19 protein-coding genes are annotated in these 17,647 nt (G+C 62.3%); 11 read left to right on the top strand and 8 right to left on the bottom strand.

Features of this window, described 5'->3' with window-relative positions; genetic code table 11:
• Positions 1-42 precede the first annotated feature (42 nt).
• Both Q0974_RS09160 and Q0974_RS09155 read left to right on the top strand, forming a co-directional pair.
• A complete protein-coding gene (locus Q0974_RS09160) occupies positions 43-801 on the top strand; it encodes a DUF1013 domain-containing protein (RefSeq protein WP_299326871.1) in 759 nt (252 codons plus the stop codon).
• 69 nt (positions 802-870) lie between these two features.
• Entirely contained in the window at positions 871-2,538 is a 1,668-nt protein-coding gene (locus tag Q0974_RS09155) for a long-chain fatty acid--CoA ligase (RefSeq protein ID WP_299326782.1), read from the top strand.
• On the opposite strand, the gene Q0974_RS09150 is transcribed toward Q0974_RS09155, so the two are convergent.
• Together Q0974_RS09150 and Q0974_RS09145 are read right to left on the bottom strand one after the other, a co-directional pair.
• Entirely contained in the window at positions 2,535-3,824 is a 1,290-nt protein-coding gene (locus tag Q0974_RS09150) for an NADH:flavin oxidoreductase/NADH oxidase family protein (protein WP_299326780.1), read from the bottom strand. The genes Q0974_RS09155 and Q0974_RS09150 overlap by 4 nt on opposite strands.
• Positions 3,821-5,185, bottom strand: coding sequence for an NAD-dependent succinate-semialdehyde dehydrogenase (locus tag Q0974_RS09145; protein ID WP_299326869.1), 1,365 nt, complete (start codon positions 5,183-5,185; stop codon positions 3,821-3,823). The genes Q0974_RS09150 and Q0974_RS09145 overlap by 4 nt, the downstream gene beginning before the upstream one ends.
• A gap of 106 nt (positions 5,186-5,291) precedes the next feature.
• On the opposite strand from Q0974_RS09145, the gene Q0974_RS09140 reads away from it, so the two are divergent.
• From Q0974_RS09140 to coaD, 3 genes are read left to right on the top strand one after another with little or no spacing between them, the layout of a single operon-like run.
• Positions 5,292-5,543, top strand: coding sequence for an exodeoxyribonuclease VII small subunit (locus Q0974_RS09140; protein ID WP_299326778.1), 252 nt, complete (start codon positions 5,292-5,294; stop codon positions 5,541-5,543).
• Positions 5,544-5,546: 3 nt separating this feature from the next.
• Complete coding sequence (locus Q0974_RS09135; RefSeq protein WP_299326777.1) at positions 5,547-6,446, top strand: polyprenyl synthetase family protein; 900 nt, start codon at positions 5,547-5,549, stop codon at positions 6,444-6,446.
• Positions 6,446-6,955 (top strand): pantetheine-phosphate adenylyltransferase, encoded by a 510-nt coding sequence (gene coaD / locus Q0974_RS09130; RefSeq protein WP_299326775.1) that lies wholly within the window; start codon positions 6,446-6,448, stop codon positions 6,953-6,955. Before Q0974_RS09135 ends, coaD begins: the two co-directional genes overlap by 1 nt.
• Here the strand turns inward: coaD and Q0974_RS09125 are convergent.
• Genes Q0974_RS09125 through Q0974_RS09115 form a run of 3 tightly spaced genes read right to left on the bottom strand, consistent with a single transcriptional unit; the run spans position 6,952 to position 8,260 of the window.
• Entirely contained in the window at positions 6,952-7,182 is a 231-nt protein-coding gene (locus Q0974_RS09125) for a helix-turn-helix transcriptional regulator (RefSeq protein WP_299326773.1), read from the bottom strand. The two genes, coaD and Q0974_RS09125, sit on opposite strands and share 4 nt — an antisense overlap.
• Positions 7,183-7,185: 3 nt before the next feature.
• Positions 7,186-7,713, bottom strand: coding sequence for a DUF2975 domain-containing protein (locus Q0974_RS09120; RefSeq protein ID WP_299326771.1), 528 nt, complete (start codon positions 7,711-7,713; stop codon positions 7,186-7,188).
• Positions 7,703-8,260: an antibiotic biosynthesis monooxygenase gene (locus Q0974_RS09115; RefSeq protein ID WP_299326769.1), complete on the bottom strand. Its 558-nt coding sequence runs from the start codon at positions 8,258-8,260 to the stop codon at positions 7,703-7,705. Before Q0974_RS09115 ends, Q0974_RS09120 begins: the two co-directional genes overlap by 11 nt.
• A gap of 199 nt (positions 8,261-8,459) precedes the next feature.
• Between Q0974_RS09115 and Q0974_RS09110 the strand changes: the two genes are divergently transcribed.
• Genes Q0974_RS09110 through Q0974_RS09090 form a run of 5 tightly spaced genes read left to right on the top strand, consistent with a single transcriptional unit; the run spans position 8,460 to position 12,559 of the window.
• Entirely contained in the window at positions 8,460-9,173 is a 714-nt protein-coding gene (locus tag Q0974_RS09110; protein ID WP_299326767.1) for a peptidylprolyl isomerase, read from the top strand.
• 7 nt (positions 9,174-9,180) lie between these two features.
• Positions 9,181-10,239, top strand: coding sequence for a tRNA preQ1(34) S-adenosylmethionine ribosyltransferase-isomerase QueA (queA, locus tag Q0974_RS09105; protein ID WP_299326766.1), 1,059 nt, complete (start codon positions 9,181-9,183; stop codon positions 10,237-10,239).
• Complete coding sequence (locus Q0974_RS09100; protein ID WP_299326765.1) at positions 10,236-10,625, top strand: hypothetical protein; 390 nt, start codon at positions 10,236-10,238, stop codon at positions 10,623-10,625. The genes queA and Q0974_RS09100 overlap by 4 nt, the downstream gene beginning before the upstream one ends.
• A gap of 35 nt (positions 10,626-10,660) precedes the next feature.
• Positions 10,661-11,785, top strand: a complete 1,125-nt coding sequence (gene tgt / locus Q0974_RS09095; RefSeq protein ID WP_299326764.1) for a tRNA guanosine(34) transglycosylase Tgt — start codon at positions 10,661-10,663, stop codon at positions 11,783-11,785.
• Between the two features lie 3 nt (positions 11,786-11,788).
• Positions 11,789-12,559, top strand: coding sequence for an enoyl-CoA hydratase (locus Q0974_RS09090; protein WP_299326762.1), 771 nt, complete (start codon positions 11,789-11,791; stop codon positions 12,557-12,559).
• A 3-nt stretch (positions 12,560-12,562) separates the two neighbouring features.
• On the opposite strand, the gene Q0974_RS09085 is transcribed toward Q0974_RS09090, so the two are convergent.
• The 3 genes from Q0974_RS09085 to Q0974_RS09075 form a co-directional block, all read right to left on the bottom strand.
• Entirely contained in the window at positions 12,563-14,095 is a 1,533-nt protein-coding gene (locus Q0974_RS09085) for an NAD(P)/FAD-dependent oxidoreductase (RefSeq protein ID WP_299326760.1), read from the bottom strand.
• An 84-nt stretch (positions 14,096-14,179) separates the two neighbouring features.
• On the bottom strand, positions 14,180-15,535 hold the full coding sequence (locus Q0974_RS09080) for a DEAD/DEAH box helicase (RefSeq protein ID WP_299326758.1): 1,356 nt from the start codon (positions 15,533-15,535) through the stop codon (positions 14,180-14,182).
• A 122-nt stretch (positions 15,536-15,657) separates the two neighbouring features.
• Positions 15,658-16,113, bottom strand: coding sequence for a hypothetical protein (locus Q0974_RS09075; RefSeq protein ID WP_299326757.1), 456 nt, complete (start codon positions 16,111-16,113; stop codon positions 15,658-15,660).
• 79 nt (positions 16,114-16,192) lie between these two features.
• Here Q0974_RS09075 and Q0974_RS09070 point away from each other — a divergent pair, with 79 nt between their 5' ends.
• Complete coding sequence (locus tag Q0974_RS09070; protein WP_299326755.1) at positions 16,193-17,635, top strand: FAD-binding oxidoreductase; 1,443 nt, start codon at positions 16,193-16,195, stop codon at positions 17,633-17,635.
• Positions 17,636-17,647 lie beyond the last annotated feature (12 nt).

Genomic DNA, 17,647 nt, shown 5'->3' with positions numbered 1-17,647 from the left:
CGGCCCTTTTATTATCCGGAGTTCATCATGGCCCATCCTTTGATGCCGCATGCCACCGCGAGCTGGCTGGTCGACAATACGGCGCTGTCTTTCGAGCAGATCGCCGAATTTTGCGGTTTGCATATCCTCGAAGTCCAGGCGATCGCCGACGATACCGCCGCGACCAAGCTCACGGGGCGCGATCCCATCGCCGCACACGAAGTGACGATGGACGAGATCGAAAAGGGCCAGGCCGACCCCGAATATCGGCTTGAAATGCTCAAGGGCCCGGAACAGGTCCGCCGTACCAAGGGCCCGCGCTATACGCCGGTCTCGAAGCGGCAGGACAAGCCGGACGGCATCGCGTGGCTGCTGCGCAACCACCCGGAAATTTCAGACGCGCAGATCGGCAAGCTGATCGGCACGACGCGCAATACGATCAACGCGATCCGGGACCGCACGCATTGGAACATTGCCGAGATTACGCCGAAGGACCCGGTGACCCTCGGCCTGTGTTCGCAGCGCGAGCTCGACGCCGTCGTCGCCAAGGCGGCGAAGAAGGCCGGTATCGAAGCGCCGAAGGACGAGACGATCGAAGGCGATCGCGAGGCGCTGATCGAAGAGTTGCGCAACGAACGCCGGGTTGCCGCGGCCGAAGCCGAAGCCGCGCTTGCCGCGGAAGCCGCCGAAGCGGCGGGCGAGGCCGCACCCGAAGCCGAACCGGAAGCCGGATCGGCCTGGCCCGAACTGCCGGCCGAAGATGCACCGGCCAAGCCGCTGCCCGAAGGCGCCGAGGAACTGTTCAAAAAAAAGGACGAATAGAGGGACTTCGCCCTACTTACAGGGCTGTAAGTAGCTTGATTTGTGGCGGCGCCTTGGTATAGCTTCGCCATGGTCGACATTCCCGATATTTGGCGCACCGATTTCCGGCATCCCGGCACCTGGGACAAGAGTTTTGCGCCGCTCACCGTGCCGCAGATGTTCGCCGAAAGCGCGGCGAAGCATCCCGACGCCTATCTCGCCGATTTCATGGGGCGGAAATATAGCTATGCCGATGTTCGGCTCGGCGTGAATCGCGTCGCGCGCGGGCTGCAGAAGCTTGGCATCAAGAAGGGCGACCGGGTCGGTCTCTTCCTGCCCAACGTGCCGCATTATCTCGCCGGCTATTATGGCGCGATGAAGATGGGCGCGACGGTGGTGAACTTTTCACCGCTATACACGGTCGACGAGCTCACGCATCAGGTCGAGGATTCGGGAACGAAACTGCTCTTGACACTGTCGGCGAAAGCGTTGCTGCCGACCGCGCTCGAAGTGCTCGACAAGAGCTCGCTCGAAAAGCTCGTCGTCGGTACGGTTGTCGAAGCCCTGCCGCTGGCCAAATCGCTGATGTTCCGCGTCTTCAAGGGCGGGGAGTCGGTCGATATTCCGAAGCGTCGGGACGTTATTCCGTTCAGCGAGCTGGTCGACAATAGCGGCGATTGCGGCCGCGTGCCGATCGATCCACGCAAGGATGTCGCGCTCATCCAGTATACAGGCGGCACGACCGGCGTGCCCAAGGGCGCGATGCTGACGCACCAGAACATTACCGCCAACGCCCGACAGATTCAGGCGCTCGACCCCGATCCCGAGGCCGAAGACCGGATCATGGGCGTGCTGCCTTTCTTCCACGTCTTCGCCAACGCAACGGTGCTCAACCGCACGGTGCTGCGCGGTGGCGAGATCATCATGCTGCCGCGCTGGAACGCGGCGCAGGCGCTGAAGGCCATCGAACGCACCAAGGCGACGGCGCTGCCGGGCGTGCCGACCATGTATACGGCGCTGCTCGAGCATCCGCAGACCGCGAAAACCGATTTTTCGTCGTTGCGCGTTTGCATTTCCGGCGGCGCGCCGCTGCCGGCGGAGACCAAAACCAAGTTCGAGGATCTGACGGGCGCCAAGCTCGTCGAGGGTTATGGACTGACCGAGAGCTCGGGCGTCGTCTCCTGCAATCCCTATGATGGCGAGAACAAGACAGGCTCGATCGGCCAGCCCGCGTCGGCGACCATCGTCAAGCTCGTCGACAAGGAAAATCCGAACGAACCCGCGCCGGAGGGCGAGCCGGGCGAAATCGTGATCGCGGGCCCGCAGATCATGTACGGCTATTGGAACCGGCCCGATGCCGACGATCAGATCCTGCATGACGGCTTCCTGCGCACCGGCGATGTCGGCACGATCGACGAGGACGGCTATATCTTCATCGTCGACCGACTGAAGGACATGATCGCCGTCTCCGGCTTCAAGGTCTTCCCGAGCCAGCTCGAGGATATTCTCTACAAGAATCCGGCCGTGAAAGAGGCGCTCGTGATCGGCGTTCCGGATACCTATACGGGCGAAAAACCCAAGGCTTTCGTGGCCTTAAGCGGAGACGCGACGGTCACGGGCGAAGAGCTTACGGCGTGGCTCAACCCGCAGCTTGGCAAGCATGAGCAGGTGACCGAAGTCGTGGTGCGGGACGAACTGCCCAAAACGATGATCGGCAAGCTCGACCGCAAGGCCCTGCGCGCGGAAGAGGGCGTCTAGCCGCGCTGCGCCATCAGGCGATTGTGCGTGGATTCCACTTCGCGAAACGCCGCGAAAACAGAGCGTTCCGGTGCGGTCCTGCCTTCGCGTCCGAGCGCGTAGAGCTGGCTGTAGAACCAATATTGCGTGGCGAATCCGTCAATCGCCTTGAGCATTTGCAGGCGCTTCAGAAAGCCCAGCCAACCGGGGATCAGCGCAAGTTCGTCTTCGGGCGTCGGTAGCTTTTCGGCGCCTTCGAACAGCCGGTTCGCCGCATCAGGCGTGTGGCAGAAGGGGCGGCCGATGCCGATCACATCGGCCGCGCCGCTGTCCAGCGCATAGTCCATGGCCTCCCGGCTCCGGAACCCGCCCGTCACCATGAGCGGGATCGAGACCTTCTCCTCCATCGCTAGCGCAAAATCGACGAAATAGGCCTCGCGTCGCGCGGTCGAGGGCGCGACATTCTGTTTCTCTTCGGACTCCATGCCTTCGATGCCGAGCAGCTTGGGTTGCTCATAATTGCCGCCCGAAATTTCCAGTAGATCAATGCCGGCATCCGCGAGCCATTCGGCCACCTGCAGGCTGTCCTCGAACTGGAATCCGCCGCGCTGGAAATCGGCGCTGTTGAGCTTGACCGAAATCGGGAAATCCGCACCGACCGCGTCGCGCACCGCCGCGACCGTCTCCATCAGGAAGCGCGCGCGGTTTTCGAGCGATCTGCCATACTCATCGTCGCGCTGATTGGCGCGCGGCGAGAGAAATGACGACAGCAGATAGCCGTGAGCCGCGTGAATCTGCACGCCCGTAAAACCTGCATCGCGGACCGCTTTCGCGGCGATGGCGAAGCGATCCCGAATGTCGACGATCTCCGGCACTGTAAGCGCGACCGGCTCGCCAAACTGGCCGCCGGGCAGGCCGAGCTTGACCGCGGATGGCGCCTTGGGATGCGGATTGACCATTGCCTGAGTCTGTCGCCCGCCATGGCTGAGTTGCGCCCAGAAATGATTGCCGTTCCGCGTCGCCGCCCTGGCCCAGTCCTTGAGCCGCGTCATGAGTTCGGCATTCGGTGAGTCATGCATGACGACATTGCCGGGTCGCTCCAGATGATCGCGATCGACCTGGATATTGCCCGAGAGCAGCATGCCCGCGCCGCCGTCCGACCAGATGCCGTAGAGCCGCTCGAGCGCTTCGGTCGGCACGCCATGAGGCGTCCCCAGCCCCTCCGTCATCGCCGCCTTGGCGATCCGGTTGGGCAGCGTCGCGCCGCAGGGGAGGCTGAGCGGAGAGCTAAGCGCGGGCTCGCTCATTCGGGCAGCATTACGTTTTTGAGATTCATGAATTCATGCAGGCCATGCGAACCGAGTTCGCGGCCATGGCCGGATCGTTTGACGCCACCGAACGGCGCATAGGGATCGGAGGCGAGCATCTGGTTGATCGCCGTCATGCCCGCCTCGATATCGCGGATGAAGCGGGCCTTTTCAGCCTCGTCGTTCGTCCAGGCGCTCGACCCGAGACCAAAGGGGATATCGTTCGCGACCTGAATCGCTTCGTCGATATCCTTCACCTTGAAGACCATGGCAACAGGCCCGAAAAACTCCTCGCGCGCGACCGGGGCGTCTTCGGGAATATCGGTGAGGATCGCCGGCGTCATCCAGGCGCCCGGTTTATCCGGAATATCGCCGCCATAGAGCTTGGTCGCGCCCGACTGGACGGCCTTTTCGAGCTGTTCGGCGATATCGTTGCGCGCATCTTCGCTCGATAGCGGACCCATCTCGGTATCTTCCGCGGTCGGATCGCCGATCCGAATCGTCTTCACGCCCTCGACGAAGATCTCCATGAATTCGTCATAGACATCCTCATGAACGACCATGCGCTTGCCGCAGATGCAGCTTTGCCCGGCATTTTGCAGCCGCGCGGTCACAGCGGTTTCGGCCGCCATTTTGACGTCCGCGCTCGGCATGACGATGAACGGATCGGAGCCGCCCAGCTCGAGCACCACCTTTTTGAGGTTATGCCCGGCCGCTTCGGCAACTTTGATGCCCGCACCCTCGCTGCCGGTGATGGTCACGGCGACGATCCGGTCGTCGGCAATGATGCCCGCGACCTTCGACGCGCTGATATGCAGGTTTTGAAACAGCCCCTCTGGTCCGCCCGCGCCAATGACCAGCTCTTCGAGCGCGGCGGCACAGCCGGGGGTAGAGCTCGCATGTTTCAACACGCCGACATTGCCCGCCATGATTGTCGGCGCCATGAAGCGCACGACCTGCCACAGCGGATAGTTCCACGGCATGACGGCCAGCACCGGCCCTTGGGGCAGCCAGTGCGAGACGGATCGGCCGCTAACCAGCTCCTGCTCGACCGGTTCGAGCATGGCGGGGCCGTTCGCGGCATAGAAGCGGAACGCTTTTTCGCATTTGTCGACTTCGGCCCGGGCTTGCGTCACGGGTTTGCCCATTTCGGTCGTGATCGTCGCGGCCAGCTCATCCTTGCGCCGTGCGAATTCGTCGGCGATTTTCGAGAGCAGATCGGTGCGCGTCGCCATGTCCGTAACGCGCCATTTGCGGAACGTTGCGGCCGCCCTGGCGAGTTTCGCCTCGATCTCTTCGTCGCTCAATGCCGGAAAGTTTTTCCCTGTCTCGCCTGTGGCCGGATTGACTTGGGTGGGCATCATCCTCTCCTTCAAATGCTGACCGGGAACTGCCGAGCGCGTCGAATCGGATATAGCGTGCGGCTCTTGCTTGACCATAGCTCGCTCGCTCGCCCATAGCGACTGCATGACTGACGAAAGCGCCACCGATATCGGCTCCCTTTCTTTCGAGGCCGCGCTCGAAGAACTCGAGGCGATTGTCCGCAAGCTGGAGACGGGCGAAGCGCCGCTCGACGAATCGATCGATCTCTACACACGCGGGGACAAGCTGCGCGCGCAGTGCGAGGCCCGGCTCAAGGCCGCAAAAGCGCGGATCGACAAGATCCAGCTCGATTCCGATGGCAAACCGACCGGCGTCGAGCCGCTCGATCCCGCATAGCCGATGCCAGTCGTTTCCATCGGATTGAAACCGGCGCTCGAGCGCATGGCCAAGGATGTCGATATCCTGTTCGACACTTGGCTGCCCGTGCCGGACGATTCGCGCGCCAAGCTTTACGAGGCGATGCGCTATGCCGGGATAGGGGGCGGCAAGCGGTTGCGCCCGATGCTGGTCGTGGCGGCATCCGAAGTCTTCAATGTCGATCGCGACAGCGCGATGCGCGCCGGGTTCGCGGTCGAGTGCATCCATGTCTATTCGCTGATCCATGACGATCTGCCGTGCATGGACGATGACGATATGCGCCGCGGCAAGCCGACCGTGCATAAGCAGTTCGACGAGGCGACGGCGGTGCTGGCCGGCGATTGCCTGCTCGCGCTCGCCTTCGAGATATTGGGCGACGAGGCGACGCACTCTGATCCGTTCGTACGCGCCGAACTGATGGCGGCGCTTGCCCAGGCGAGCGGCCCGGCGGGCATGGGCGGCGGTCAGATGATGGACCTCGAGGCCGAGCACCGGCAGCTCGACCTTCCGGCAGTCACCCGGCTGCAGCGGCTGAAGACGGGCGCGCTAATGGGCTTTTGCCTCGAAGCGGCCTGCATCATGGGCCATATTCCACCCGAAAACCGGACGCATCTGCGCGGCTATGCGCGCGATCTGGGCCTCGCCTTCCAGATTGCCGACGATCTGCTCGATGTCGAGGGTGACGAAGCGGTGACCGGCAAGCGCGTCGGCAAGGATGCCGAGGCCGGCAAAGCGACCTTCGTCTCGCTGCTTGGCGTCGAGCGGGCGCGGCAACAAGCCCAGATGCTCGTCGACCAGGCGATCGATCATCTGCGCGATTATGGCGAGGAGGCCGATATGCTCCGCGCCATCGCACGATTTTCCATTGAGAGGACACATTGATGGGGGCCAACAGGGTAGGGGTGTATCCCGGAACGTTCGATCCGATCACGCTCGGGCATATGGACATCATCCGGCGCGGCGCGAAACTCGTCGACACGCTGATCATCGGCGTGACGACTAATCCCAGCAAATCGCCGATGTTTACCGATGACGAGCGGCTGGAGACGGTGAAACGGGAGGTTGCTGCCTGCAATGGCGATATCCGCGTCGTCCATTTCAACTCGCTGCTGATGGACTTTGCCGAGCGGGAGGGCGCGACCGTTATCGTGCGCGGCCTGCGCGCCGTTGCCGATTTCGAATATGAGTTTCAGATGGCGGGCATGAACCAGCAGCTGAACGATGATATCGAAACGCTGTTCCTGATGGCCGATGTCGCGCTGCAGCCCATTGCTTCGCGGCTTGTGAAAGAGATCGCCATGTATGGGGGCGATATCCACAAATTCGTGACGCCTGCAGTCGAGGCCGAGGTGAAGGCGCGGGTCGAAAAAATCGGTCGAAAGGGCGACTAGGAATCATTCCCTTCGTCATCGTCCGACCATTCGAAATCGAGAATATCGCCGGGTTTGCAGTCGAGCGCCGCGCAGATTTTGGCCAGCGTTTCAAAGCGAATACCGCGCACCTTGCCCGTCCTCAGCAGTGACAGGTTGGTCTCGCTCATGCCGATCTGCGCCGCGAGATCCTTGGCGAGCCGCTTACGCCGCGCCAGCATCACATCGAGTCGGACGACGATCTTCAAGGCCTAGAGAATCTCATCATTCTCGCGCTTGAGCGCCAGTGCGGCCTCGACGACGGATTCCATGATCCGCCCGATCATGACCAGCAGCAAGCCGACGCCGGCCAAGGCTAGCCAGCCCGGATCGAGCGAAAATTCGAACCCGTCGCCGCGCACCCAGATGACCAGGGGTCTGGCGGCCAGGCCGAGCAGGCCCGCTGCGACAAGGCCGCCGCCGATTCCAAGCAGCGTCCGCTGGGTCGCCGGCAACCAGATTTCGCCCTTGCGCAGACGCGCGAGATATCCGCGCGTTTCCCACAACACCCATAGCAGCGCATAGGCCGGCAGCGCCGCGAGGACATTGTCGCGGACATGCACCAGGGCGAGCTCCATCGGATAATAGCCGTTCGAACTCATCGACCATATGATCGGCTGTAATATCGCGTCTCCGATCAGCAGGAAGACCACTATGGTAAGAACGCCGGTCGCCCAAGGTTCGCACCGGCCGGCAATTGCGGCGGTGCTGCCGCCATCCTGCTGTGCATTATCCGTCATCGTCGAAGACATCGCGTATCCCGGGAATGCGTTCCTTGACGGCATTAGGCGCAAAGGGTCGCTCCATAAAGGCCCCGCCCGGAAGCGGTGTGTAATACTCCACCGAGAAACGCTCCGGCCGGCCGGCGACCGGATCGTCGAACATGGAAGCATCGAGCGCACCACGTCTTGCCGGATAGGCAACGGAGGCGATGACGAGTATCGGGCCGACTTCGTTCCCGAAATGCTCAGCGGCGATACCGTCTTCGGGCCGGCCGGCGTCGCGCAAGAGCTGGCGATGGTAGGAATGGTCGTACCAACGCAGCACCGCCGCGCGGTCTTCGAACCAGGCCAGGATCAATTCCGATCCGTCATGTGAACGGGCGGTGTGCACGCCCAGGCATCCGTCGACCGACTCGATTGCAGCGACCAGTCTGGTGCTGGCGGTTCTCGCTTGCTCATAGGCATCGGGCAGTGCTTGCGCGGCGCCCGGAATCGGCATCGCGGCGAGCACTGTTGCCGCGAGGCCGTAGCGCAGGCAACCGGCGATTCTTTTGACCTGAACCATCAACAATCTCCATGTAATTTAAATAATACGTAAATTACTTTACGATTTATGTTGATTCGTCAACCGCCCTTACCGCCACAGCCTTTATGCGCCGGGGATATTCAGCGGGCTTTCAGCCACGGTCTGGTTGGGCTAAAGCATCGACAACCCGATCCGCCGCACCATGAATCGGGCGGCGTCTGAAGTTTACGAGGATAGTATGCGTTTGAAGATATTCCTGTTTTCCGTGCTTGCGATGGCCATGGGCGGAGCTGCCCATGCGCAGGACGATGAGGGCGGCGTTACCGATGTTAGCGCGACGTCTGACATTCAATATGCGTCTGGTGAGACGCCCGCTGCCGATCCCGAAAATACGCTGCTGCTCGATCTGTCCACGGGCGGACGCGTCACGATCCGGCTGCGGCCCGATGCCGCGCCGAACCATGTCGAACGGGTCAAAACGCTGGCGCGGCAGGGCTTCTACAATGGCGTCATCTTCCATCGCGTGATCGACGGCTTCATGGCGCAGACCGGCGATCCGACCGGCACGGGGCAGGGCGGTTCGCAGCTCCCCGATCTCAACGCGGAATTCACGACGCTGCCGCATGTGCGCGGCACCGTGTCGATGGCGCGCGCGACCAATCCGAACAGCGCGAACAGCCAATTCTACATTATGTTCATGCCCAATCTTGGTCTCGACCGGAACTATACGGCGTTCGGCCGGGTGACGGATGGCATGCAATATGTCGACGCCATTCCGCGCGGTGAGCCGCCGGCGAACCCAGCGCTCATAATCCGCGCTTCGATCGCGGCGGACAATGTACCGCCGCCGACAGCGGCCGAGATAGCTGCGATCACGCGGCCGGCCGCTAACGATCAGGCAGCGGCGCTCGAAGCCGCGCTCGGCGAGCTGTCGGGCGATACACCGCAATAACGCTTTCGTGCGCGTCGATCTTTTCGATTTCGCGCTCCCCGAAGACCGCATAGCGCTCCGCCCGGCCAGCCCGCGTGACAGTGCGCGAATGCTGGTTCTGGAGGGAGACGCGACGCTTGACCGGCTCGCCCGCGACCTGCCGGACTGTTTGCGGCCGGGCGACATTCTCGTGTTTAACGACACCAAGGTGATCCCGGCGCAGCTCGAAGGGCGACGGGGAGCGGCGAAGATCAGCGCGACGCTGCACAAGCGCGAGGGGTTGCGGCAATGGCGTGCCTTTATCCGCAATGCGAAGCGCGTGCGCGAGGGCGACCGCGTGGAATTCGGCGGGGGTGTCGCCGCGATTGCCTCGGATCGCGGCCGAGACGGCAGTTTCCTGCTGAGTTTCGAAGGCGACGAACCGGTCGAGCTGCTGCTCGAACGTGCGGGCACCATGCCGCTGCCGCCCTATATCGCCGGCAAACGGCCCACCGATGAGCGCGACGCCGAAGATTATCAGACGATGTTCGCGAAAGAGAAGGGGGCTGTCGCCGCGCCGACCGCTGCGCTCCATTTCACCCCGGAGCTGATCGAGCGCCTCGAAGTGGCCGGGATCGGCCATGTCACGCTGACCCTGCATGTCGGCGCGGGCACCTTTCTGCCGGTGAAGGCCGAGGATAGCGACGATCACGAGATGCATTCCGAATGGGGCCGGATCGATGCGGATACGGCGAAGCGCCTCAACGATGTGCGTGCGGCGGGCGGGCGCATCATCTCGATCGGTACAACAAGCCTGCGCCTGCTGGAGAGCGCGGCCGATGACGACCGCGTGATCCATCCCTTCGAAGGCGACACCGATATCTTCATCACGCCGGGTTACCGCTTCAAGGCGATCGACGGGCTGATGACCAATTTCCATCTCCCGCGCTCGACGCTGTTCATGCTGGTGAGCGCGCTCATGGGGCGCGAACGGATGCTGGCGGCGTACGAGCACGCAATTGCCGAAAACTACCGCTTCTACAGCTATGGTGACGCGAGCCTCTTGCTGCCTAATGGCGACTCGGCGGCATCGCCTGCACAAGCATGACGCGCGCCGCGAAAGCAGGGGTCTTCTATTTTCTGTGCGTGTTCGCTGCGGGTTTCGTACTCGGAACGATCCGCGTTCTCATGCTTGTGCCGGCGCTCGGCGAGTGGCCGGCGAATCTGATCGAACTGCCGATAATTCTGACGATCTGCTGGTTTGCTTGCGGATGGGCGATCCGGCGTTACGCCGTAGACACGGCCTTCGCGGCGCGCGCGACGATGGGTGCGATTGGGTTCGGCCTGTTGATGCTGGTCGAAGTGGCGCTCGCCACGCTGCTGCTCGGTGAATCGATCGCCGAATATGGCGCGCGCCTCACCGCGCCGCTCGGGCTAGCAGGGTTGGCTGGTCAGTTGTGTTTCGCGCTTTTTCCGCTGTTACGCTTGCGCTAACGACTGTCGAGTTCCCTTCCGCTAGTCGAGAATTCATGTCCGAAACCCGCTTCGCCTTTTCGATTGCCGCGACCGACGGTGTCGCGCGTACCGGTGCTATACGGATGCAGCGTGGTGAAATACGCACCCCGGCCTTTATGCCGGTCGGTACGGCGGCGACCGTGAAGGCGATGAAACCCGCCGATGTGCGCGCGGCGGGCGCGGATATCATCCTCGGCAACACCTATCACCTGATGCTCCGGCCCGGTGCGGAACGGATCGCGAAGCTGGGCGGACTGCACGATTTCATGGGCTGGGAGCGGCCGATCCTCACCGATAGCGGTGGCTATCAGGTGATGAGCCTCTCCGATCTCACCAAGGTCAGCGAGGAGGGGGTCGCCTTTGCCAGCCATCTCGACGGATCGCGGCACATGCTGAGCCCCGAACGTTCGATGGAAATCCAGACCCTGCTCGGATCGGATATCGTTATGGCCTTCGACCAGCTCGTGAAGACGACCGATACCCCCGAGGCACAGGCCGAGGCCATGGAGCGCTCCATGCGCTGGGCGAAGCGCTCGCGCGACGCGTTCGACGATCTCGGCAATGAAGGTGCGCTGTTCGGCATTCAGCAGGGTGGGTTGGATGAGGCCCTACGCAAGCAATCCGCCGATGCGCTGTGCGATATCGGTTTCGACGGTTATGCGGTGGGCGGATTGGCGGTCGGCGAAGGGCAGGAGGCGATGTTCGGCTGTCTCGATTTCGCGCCGGCGCAGTTTCCCGAGGACGTGCCCCGCTATCTGATGGGCGTCGGCAAGCCCGACGATCTGGTCGGCGCGGTCGCGCGCGGCATAGATATGTTCGATTGCGTGCTGCCGACGCGCAGCGGACGAACCGGCCAGGCATTCACGGCCGACGGACCGATCAACATCAGGAATGCGCGTTTCGCCGAGGATAAGGAGCCGCTCGATCCTGAATGCGACTGCCCGGTCTGCCGCCAATGGTCGCGCGCCTATATCCACCATCTCGTCCGCTCAGGCGAAATTCTTGGCGCAATGCTGATGACCGAGCATAATATCTGTTTCTATCAGTCGCTGATGGCGAAGATGCGGGATGCTATCGCCGAAGGGCGGTTCGCGGCATTCGCGAGCGACTTTGTTGGCCGTTACACACAGGAGAAATAGGCGATGGCGCTTATCGAAATCGAACGCTGCGATGGCTATGCGGTGCTGACGCTCAACCGGCCCGAGGCGATGAATGCGCTGTCGGCGGCCTTGCGGGCAGAACTGGCGCGCACGGTGCTCGATATGGAAGCCGACACCGACATTCGCGTGTTGATCCTGACCGGTGCCGGGGAGCGCGCCTTTACCGCCGGGCTCGACCTCAAGGAACTCGGGTCGGGTGCATCGAGCATCGGCGAAGCGGTCGATGTCGAGGATCCGGTGACCGCGTTAGGCCGTTTTTACGGCCCTGTGATCGGCGCGATCAACGGTGTCGCGATCACCGGCGGGTTCGAGCTGGCGCTGGCCTGCGACGTACTGATCGCGAGTGAGAATGCGCGCTTCGCCGATACCCATGCGCGGGTTGGCATCATGCCGGGCTGGGGTCTGAGCCAGAAGCTGAGCCGCGCCATCGGCATTTCGCGGGCCAAGGAATTGTCGCTGACCGGCAATTTCATATCCGCCGAACAGGCCGAGCGCTGGGGCCTCGTCAATCGCGTCGTACCGGCGGCAGAGCTGCTCCCGCAGGCGCGCCAGCTTGCCGAAGACATGTTGTCGGTCGAGCCCGATATGCTCGTCAGTTATCGCAAGCTGATCGACGATGGCTTCGCCGCAACGTTTGGCGAGGGGCTGGAGCTCGAGCAGGAGCGCGCATCGGCCAATGCCGGGGTGTCCGCCGAAGAGATCGAAAAACGCCGCGCCGCGGTCCAAGCACGCGGACGCGGGCAGAGCGGCTAAGCGCTATTCCGCCGCGATGGCCTCGGGCTCTTCCGACTGGCTGGGGCCTAAGGAGATCGACCCGGCCTTGGCGAACACCATCGCTTCATCGGCGATCGGCGCTTCGCGTATCTCTTTCACATCCTTGCGGTAATTCTGCAGGTTGCGCCAGACACCGCGATCGCCCTGCGCGGGCAGCTTTTTCTCGGCGCGCTTGAAATAGCCCGACGAGAAATCGACCCAGGGCAGTCGCTCGATCCGCTCATGCTCCGGCAGGCGCGGTACGGCGATATCGATATCCTTCTCGTCCATATAGTTGAGAAGCCGGGCGACATACTCGCAGGTCAGATCGGCGCGCAACGTCCAGGAGGCGTTCGTATAGCCGAACGAGAAAGCCATGTTCGGCACATCGTCGAACATCATCGCCTTGTAAGTGATCTTGTCGTGGAAATTCACCGCCTCGCCATCGACGACAAGATTGGCCCCACCGGCCATCTGCAGATCGAGGCCGGTCGCCGTGACGACAATATCAGCATCGATCTTCTCGCCCGATTTCAGCAATATGCCGTCCTCGGTGAACCGGTCGATATGGCCGGTGGCGACCGAAGCCTGGCCGTCGCGAATAACGCGGAAGAAATCGCTGTCGGGCACGAGGCACAGCCGCTGTTCCCAAGGGTTGTAGCTCGGCGTGAAGTGCGTTTCGATATCGTAATCGGGGCCGAGTTCTTCCTCGACCTTGTTCAGCAGAAAATCGCGGACCTTTTCCGGCTTATTACGCGCCCGCCGGAAGATGATGTGCTGGAGCAGGGTGTTGCGCCACCGGATCAGTTTGTAGGCCATCTTGCTCGGCAGCCATTTGCGCAGCGTATTGGCGATCGCATCCTCCGACGGGCGCGACACCATGTAGGTCGGCGAGCGCTGGAGCATGGTCATATACGCGGGCGGCCCTTCACCGTCGATCATCGCCGGGACGAGCGTAACGGCCGTCGCGCCGGAGCCGATCACGACGATCTTCTTGCCCGCATAGTCGAGATCCTGCGGCCAGTGCTGGGGATGGACGACCGTGCCCTCGTAACTCTCGAACCCGTTCCAGTCCGGCGTGTAGCCGGCGTCGTAATTGTAATAGCCGGTGCACATGAAGAGGAAATCGCAGCTGATCCAGACAATCTCGCCGTCGCGCTCGGCCTCGACGCGCCATTTGGCTTCTTCTGACGACCATTCCGCGCCGTTCACATGGTGCTTGAACCGGATTTTGTCGTAGAGATTATTCTCGCTTGCCGTTTCGTCGAGATAATCGAGGATCGAGGGGCCGTCGGCGATCGCCTTTTGCGCGGTCCAGGGTTTGAAGTCGTAGCCCAGCGTGAACATGTCGGAATCCGAACGGATGCCCGGATAGCGAAACAGATCCCAGGTTCCGCCGATATTCTCGCGTCCTTCGAGGATAATGAAGTTTTTCTCAGGGCAATCGCGCTGCAGATAATAACCAGCGCCGATGCCGGAAATGCCCGCGCCGACAATGATGACGTCAAAATGTTCGGGTGCGTCTTCGCGCGCCATGAGCCAGCCTCCATGAAATCCGTTGCAATGTAGAACGGATTGACGTTAACGGCAAGTTGGCCCCGGCGGGCGCGGCGAGCGTCTCTAGTCGCCCAGTTTCACGCTTAGAAAATCCGGCATCGGGCCGTTCCAGTCTTCGTCGTCCGTTTGGCTGCTGGCGGCAGTGGCAGGCGCCGCTTTTCGGCTACTTTTTTTCGGTTGCGGCTTTTTCGGCTTCGGCGGAGCGGGTTTATTTCCGGCGCTCTTGGTTTTCGCGCGCGATGTGCGCTTTGGTTTCGGCGGTTCGTTCTTATCCGACGGTTCGGATTTCGGTTTTTCTTTGGGCGCGCCTTTGTCGCCGCGTGCGATCGTCTGCCCGGTTAGTTTCTCTATATTCTCGATGGCTTCCGCATCGGCGGGCGTGACGAGGGTGATCGCCGTTCCTGTCGCACCGGCGCGGCCCGTGCGGCCGATGCGGTGGACATAGTCGTCGGGATGCCAGGGCGCGTCGAAATTGAACACATGGCTGACGCCCTTGATATCGAGCCCGCGTGCGGCGACGTCGGAGGCGACGAGAATGTTGATCTCGCCGGTTTTGAACAGATCGAGTTCGCGCATCCGTTCCGGCTGACTCATATCGCCATGAATCTGGCCGGTGCGAAAGCCGTCCTTCTTCAGCTGCCCTTGCAGGTCGCGCACCGTCGTCTTGCGGTTGGCGAAGATGATCGCGGTGCTGATATCTTCCGAGCGCAGCAGTTTCTTGAGTGTCGTTTTTTTCGAACGCGCGCTGGTTTCCACTAGCCGCTGGTCGATATTCGTCGCAGCGGTTGCTGGGCGGGCCACCTCGATATGCTTGGGATTGCTGAGAAATTTGTCGGAGAGTTTCTTGATCGGCGGCGGCATCGTTGCCGAAAAAAGCAATGTCTGGCGGTTCGTCGGCAGTTTTTGGCAGATGCTCTCAATGTCCGGGATGAAGCCCATGTCGAGCATCCGGTCCGCCTCGTCGATCACGAGCAGGCTGCAGCCGGACAGCAGAATCTTGCCGCGATCGAACAGGTCCATGAGCCGGCCAGGCGTCGCGATCAGCACGTCGACACCCTTTTCCAGATCCTTCATCTGGTCGCCCATGCTGACCCCGCCGATCAACAGCGTCATTTCGAGCTTCTGATATTTGCCGTACTTTTCGAAATTCTCGGCAACCTGAGCTGCGAGCTCGCGTGTCGGTTCCAATATGAGAGAGCGTGGCATCAGCGCGCGGCTGCGGCCATGGCTCAATATGTCGATCATCGGCAGCACGAAACTGGCCGTCTTGCCGGTTCCCGTCTGCGCGATGCCGACTAGGTCTTTCATCATCAGGATCGGCGGGATCGCTTCGGCCTGGATCGGCGTCGGCTCGGTATATCCCGCGTCGTCGACGGCGCGCAGTAACTCATTGGAAAGGCCGAGATCGGCAAACTTCATGTAATATCCGAAATGGTTGATAATGCGCGGTCTCTACGCGGCGCGCTTGTGGCGCTGGCGATTGGGCGTTGGGGGTCGAAAAGTCAAGCGAAAGCGGCGTTTTTCCGGGATATCGCTATGGATCAGTTGCCCGATCGCGGTTCGAGTATATGGAATCCGGAAATCGCGCATTCATTGCCGGCGCGCGAGACGATATTGTCGCGCGATGCGCATATCTGCCCATCCTCGCCGGGCACCATGTAGAAAGCCGAATAATAGCCGAGCGTCACGCACTCGGAATCGAGCCGGGCGCGGATCAGTCGCCGGTCATGCGTCAGGAGGTCCACGACGCCGGGGCGCGTGAACCGGGCGCGAGCGATTGCGGAAACGGGCTGGCAGCTGTTCGTCTCCCGCTCGCGCCAGACGATGCCGGACGGCGCCCGGCGGCGCGGACGCAGGGTGCGGCGGGTCGGGATACGGATGATAATCCGCTGCTCGACCGTCTGCATAGCGAATTGCAGCGAGACTGCCGGCACCGGTCCGGAAGACGCACTCAACATCAGCAATGCAGGTCCCAAGATCGACACGGATGTTCCCATGATTTGCGGTTCTGTCGCCTCTTGCCGTTTAACCGAAGATGAATTGGCCGCGCGCGCCGTTGCCGCTATCGTCGGTGCGATGACGCAAGACGCAATTCTCGAACGGCTCAGCGCTGCGCTCGGGCCGAAAGGCGTGACGGCCGATAACGAGACGCTTGCGCCATGGCTGACCGATTGGCGTGGCCGGATAACGGGCAGCGCGATCGCGCTCGTTTCGCCGAAAAACCGCGAGGAAGTGCAGTCGGTTGTCCGGATCGCTGGGGAGGCAGGCGTCCCGATCGTACCGCAAGGCGGCAATACTGGGATGGTCGCGGGCGGAGTACCGCGGCCGCACGACCAGGCAATTCTGCTATCCCTGCGCAAGATGGATGCGATCCGCTCTGTCGATCCGGGCGACAACAGCATCACCGTCGAAGCGGGAACGATACTGAGCCGGGTACATGCGACCGCGGCCGAGCATGACCGGCGCTTCCCGCTCTCGCTGGGTGCCAAGGACAGCGCGACGGTCGGCGGGCTGATCGCGACCAATGCCGGCGGCACGCAGGTGTTGCGCTTCGGATCGATGCGGGCGCTAACGCTCGGGATAGAGGCCGTCTTGCCTGATGGCAGCCTGTTTGAAGGCCTGTCCACGCTGCGCAAGGACAATCGCGGTTACGATCTGCGGCAGCTGCTGGCCGGCGCCGAGGGTACGCTGGGCGTGATCACCGCAGCCAGTCTCCGCTTGGTGCCGGCCGCGCCGCATCGCTGCGTTGCCTGGCTCGGATTGGAGACTGCGCCGAATGCGCTGGCAACGTTGCGCAGGCTGGAAGCGGCGCTCGGCGATGCGGTCGAGAGTTTCGAGCTTGTCCCTGAAGCGGCGCTTGCGCTGGTCCTGCAGCATATCGCCGATACGCGCGCGCCGCTTGAGAAAGCCCATCGCTGGAACGTGCTGGTAGAACTCCGCGCCGCCAGCGATCCGGAGGGTCTGCGCACGCGTTTCGAAACGGCGCTCGGCGAGATACTCAGTACGGGTCTGATCGCCGACGCCGCCATTGCCGAGAGCGAAGCACAGGCTGACGCGCTGTGGAAATTGCGCGAAACGATAGCGGAGGCCGAGCGGATCGACGGGATGGCCGCCAAACATGATGTATCGGTGCCCGTATCGGCCATGCCGGATTTCGTCGAAGACGCCACGAAAGCTGTTGAACAGCGTTTCGCCGGTGCCCGGGTTGTCGCCTTCGGCCATCTCGGCGATGGCAACGTCCATTTCAATGTCCGCGCGCCGGCCGGTGCCGACGACAAAGCCTGGTTCGCGGAAACAGGGGGTGCGGTGAACCGCTTCGTCCATGATCTCACCCATGCAGCGGGCGGGTCGCTGTCCGCCGAACATGGTATCGGGCAGCTCAAACTGGCGGAATTTGCGCGGCTCGCCGATCCCGCGCGGCTGGCGGCTCTGCGCGCGATCAAGCAGGCGCTCGATCCCGGTAACATTATGAACCCGGGCAAGCTCATACCGCTTGATAATTCTGCGGAGAATCCATAGAGGGCAGTGCAA

Source organism: Parasphingopyxis sp. (assembly GCF_028279465.1).
Lineage (GTDB): Bacteria > Pseudomonadota > Alphaproteobacteria > Sphingomonadales > Sphingomonadaceae > Parasphingopyxis.
Note: the sequence above shows the minus strand (reverse complement) of the source record. Positions and strands in the feature narration are given on the sequence as shown.

Coding starts and splice junctions, on each gene's coding strand:
- Q0974_RS09160 (WP_299326871.1), top strand. CDS start 43: ATGCCGCATGCCACCGCGAGCTGGCTGGTCGACAATACGGCGCTGTCT.
- Q0974_RS09155 (WP_299326782.1), top strand. CDS start 871: ATGGTCGACATTCCCGATATTTGGCGCACCGATTTCCGGCATCCCGGC.
- Q0974_RS09150 (WP_299326780.1), bottom strand. CDS start 3,824: ATGAGCGAGCCCGCGCTTAGCTCTCCGCTCAGCCTCCCCTGCGGCGCG.
- Q0974_RS09145 (WP_299326869.1), bottom strand. CDS start 5,185: ATGCCCACCCAAGTCAATCCGGCCACAGGCGAGACAGGGAAAAACTTT.
- Q0974_RS09140 (WP_299326778.1), top strand. CDS start 5,292: ATGACTGACGAAAGCGCCACCGATATCGGCTCCCTTTCTTTCGAGGCC.
- Q0974_RS09135 (WP_299326777.1), top strand. CDS start 5,547: ATGCCAGTCGTTTCCATCGGATTGAAACCGGCGCTCGAGCGCATGGCC.
- coaD (WP_299326775.1), top strand. CDS start 6,446: ATGGGGGCCAACAGGGTAGGGGTGTATCCCGGAACGTTCGATCCGATC.
- Q0974_RS09120 (WP_299326771.1), bottom strand. CDS start 7,713: ATGACGGATAATGCACAGCAGGATGGCGGCAGCACCGCCGCAATTGCC.
- Q0974_RS09115 (WP_299326769.1), bottom strand. CDS start 8,260: ATGGTTCAGGTCAAAAGAATCGCCGGTTGCCTGCGCTACGGCCTCGCG.
- Q0974_RS09110 (WP_299326767.1), top strand. CDS start 8,460: ATGCGTTTGAAGATATTCCTGTTTTCCGTGCTTGCGATGGCCATGGGC.
- Q0974_RS09100 (WP_299326765.1), top strand. CDS start 10,236: ATGACGCGCGCCGCGAAAGCAGGGGTCTTCTATTTTCTGTGCGTGTTC.
- tgt (WP_299326764.1), top strand. CDS start 10,661: ATGTCCGAAACCCGCTTCGCCTTTTCGATTGCCGCGACCGACGGTGTC.
- Q0974_RS09090 (WP_299326762.1), top strand. CDS start 11,789: ATGGCGCTTATCGAAATCGAACGCTGCGATGGCTATGCGGTGCTGACG.
- Q0974_RS09085 (WP_299326760.1), bottom strand. CDS start 14,095: ATGGCGCGCGAAGACGCACCCGAACATTTTGACGTCATCATTGTCGGC.
- Q0974_RS09080 (WP_299326758.1), bottom strand. CDS start 15,535: ATGAAGTTTGCCGATCTCGGCCTTTCCAATGAGTTACTGCGCGCCGTC.
- Q0974_RS09075 (WP_299326757.1), bottom strand. CDS start 16,113: ATGGGAACATCCGTGTCGATCTTGGGACCTGCATTGCTGATGTTGAGT.
- Q0974_RS09070 (WP_299326755.1), top strand. CDS start 16,193: ATGACGCAAGACGCAATTCTCGAACGGCTCAGCGCTGCGCTCGGGCCG.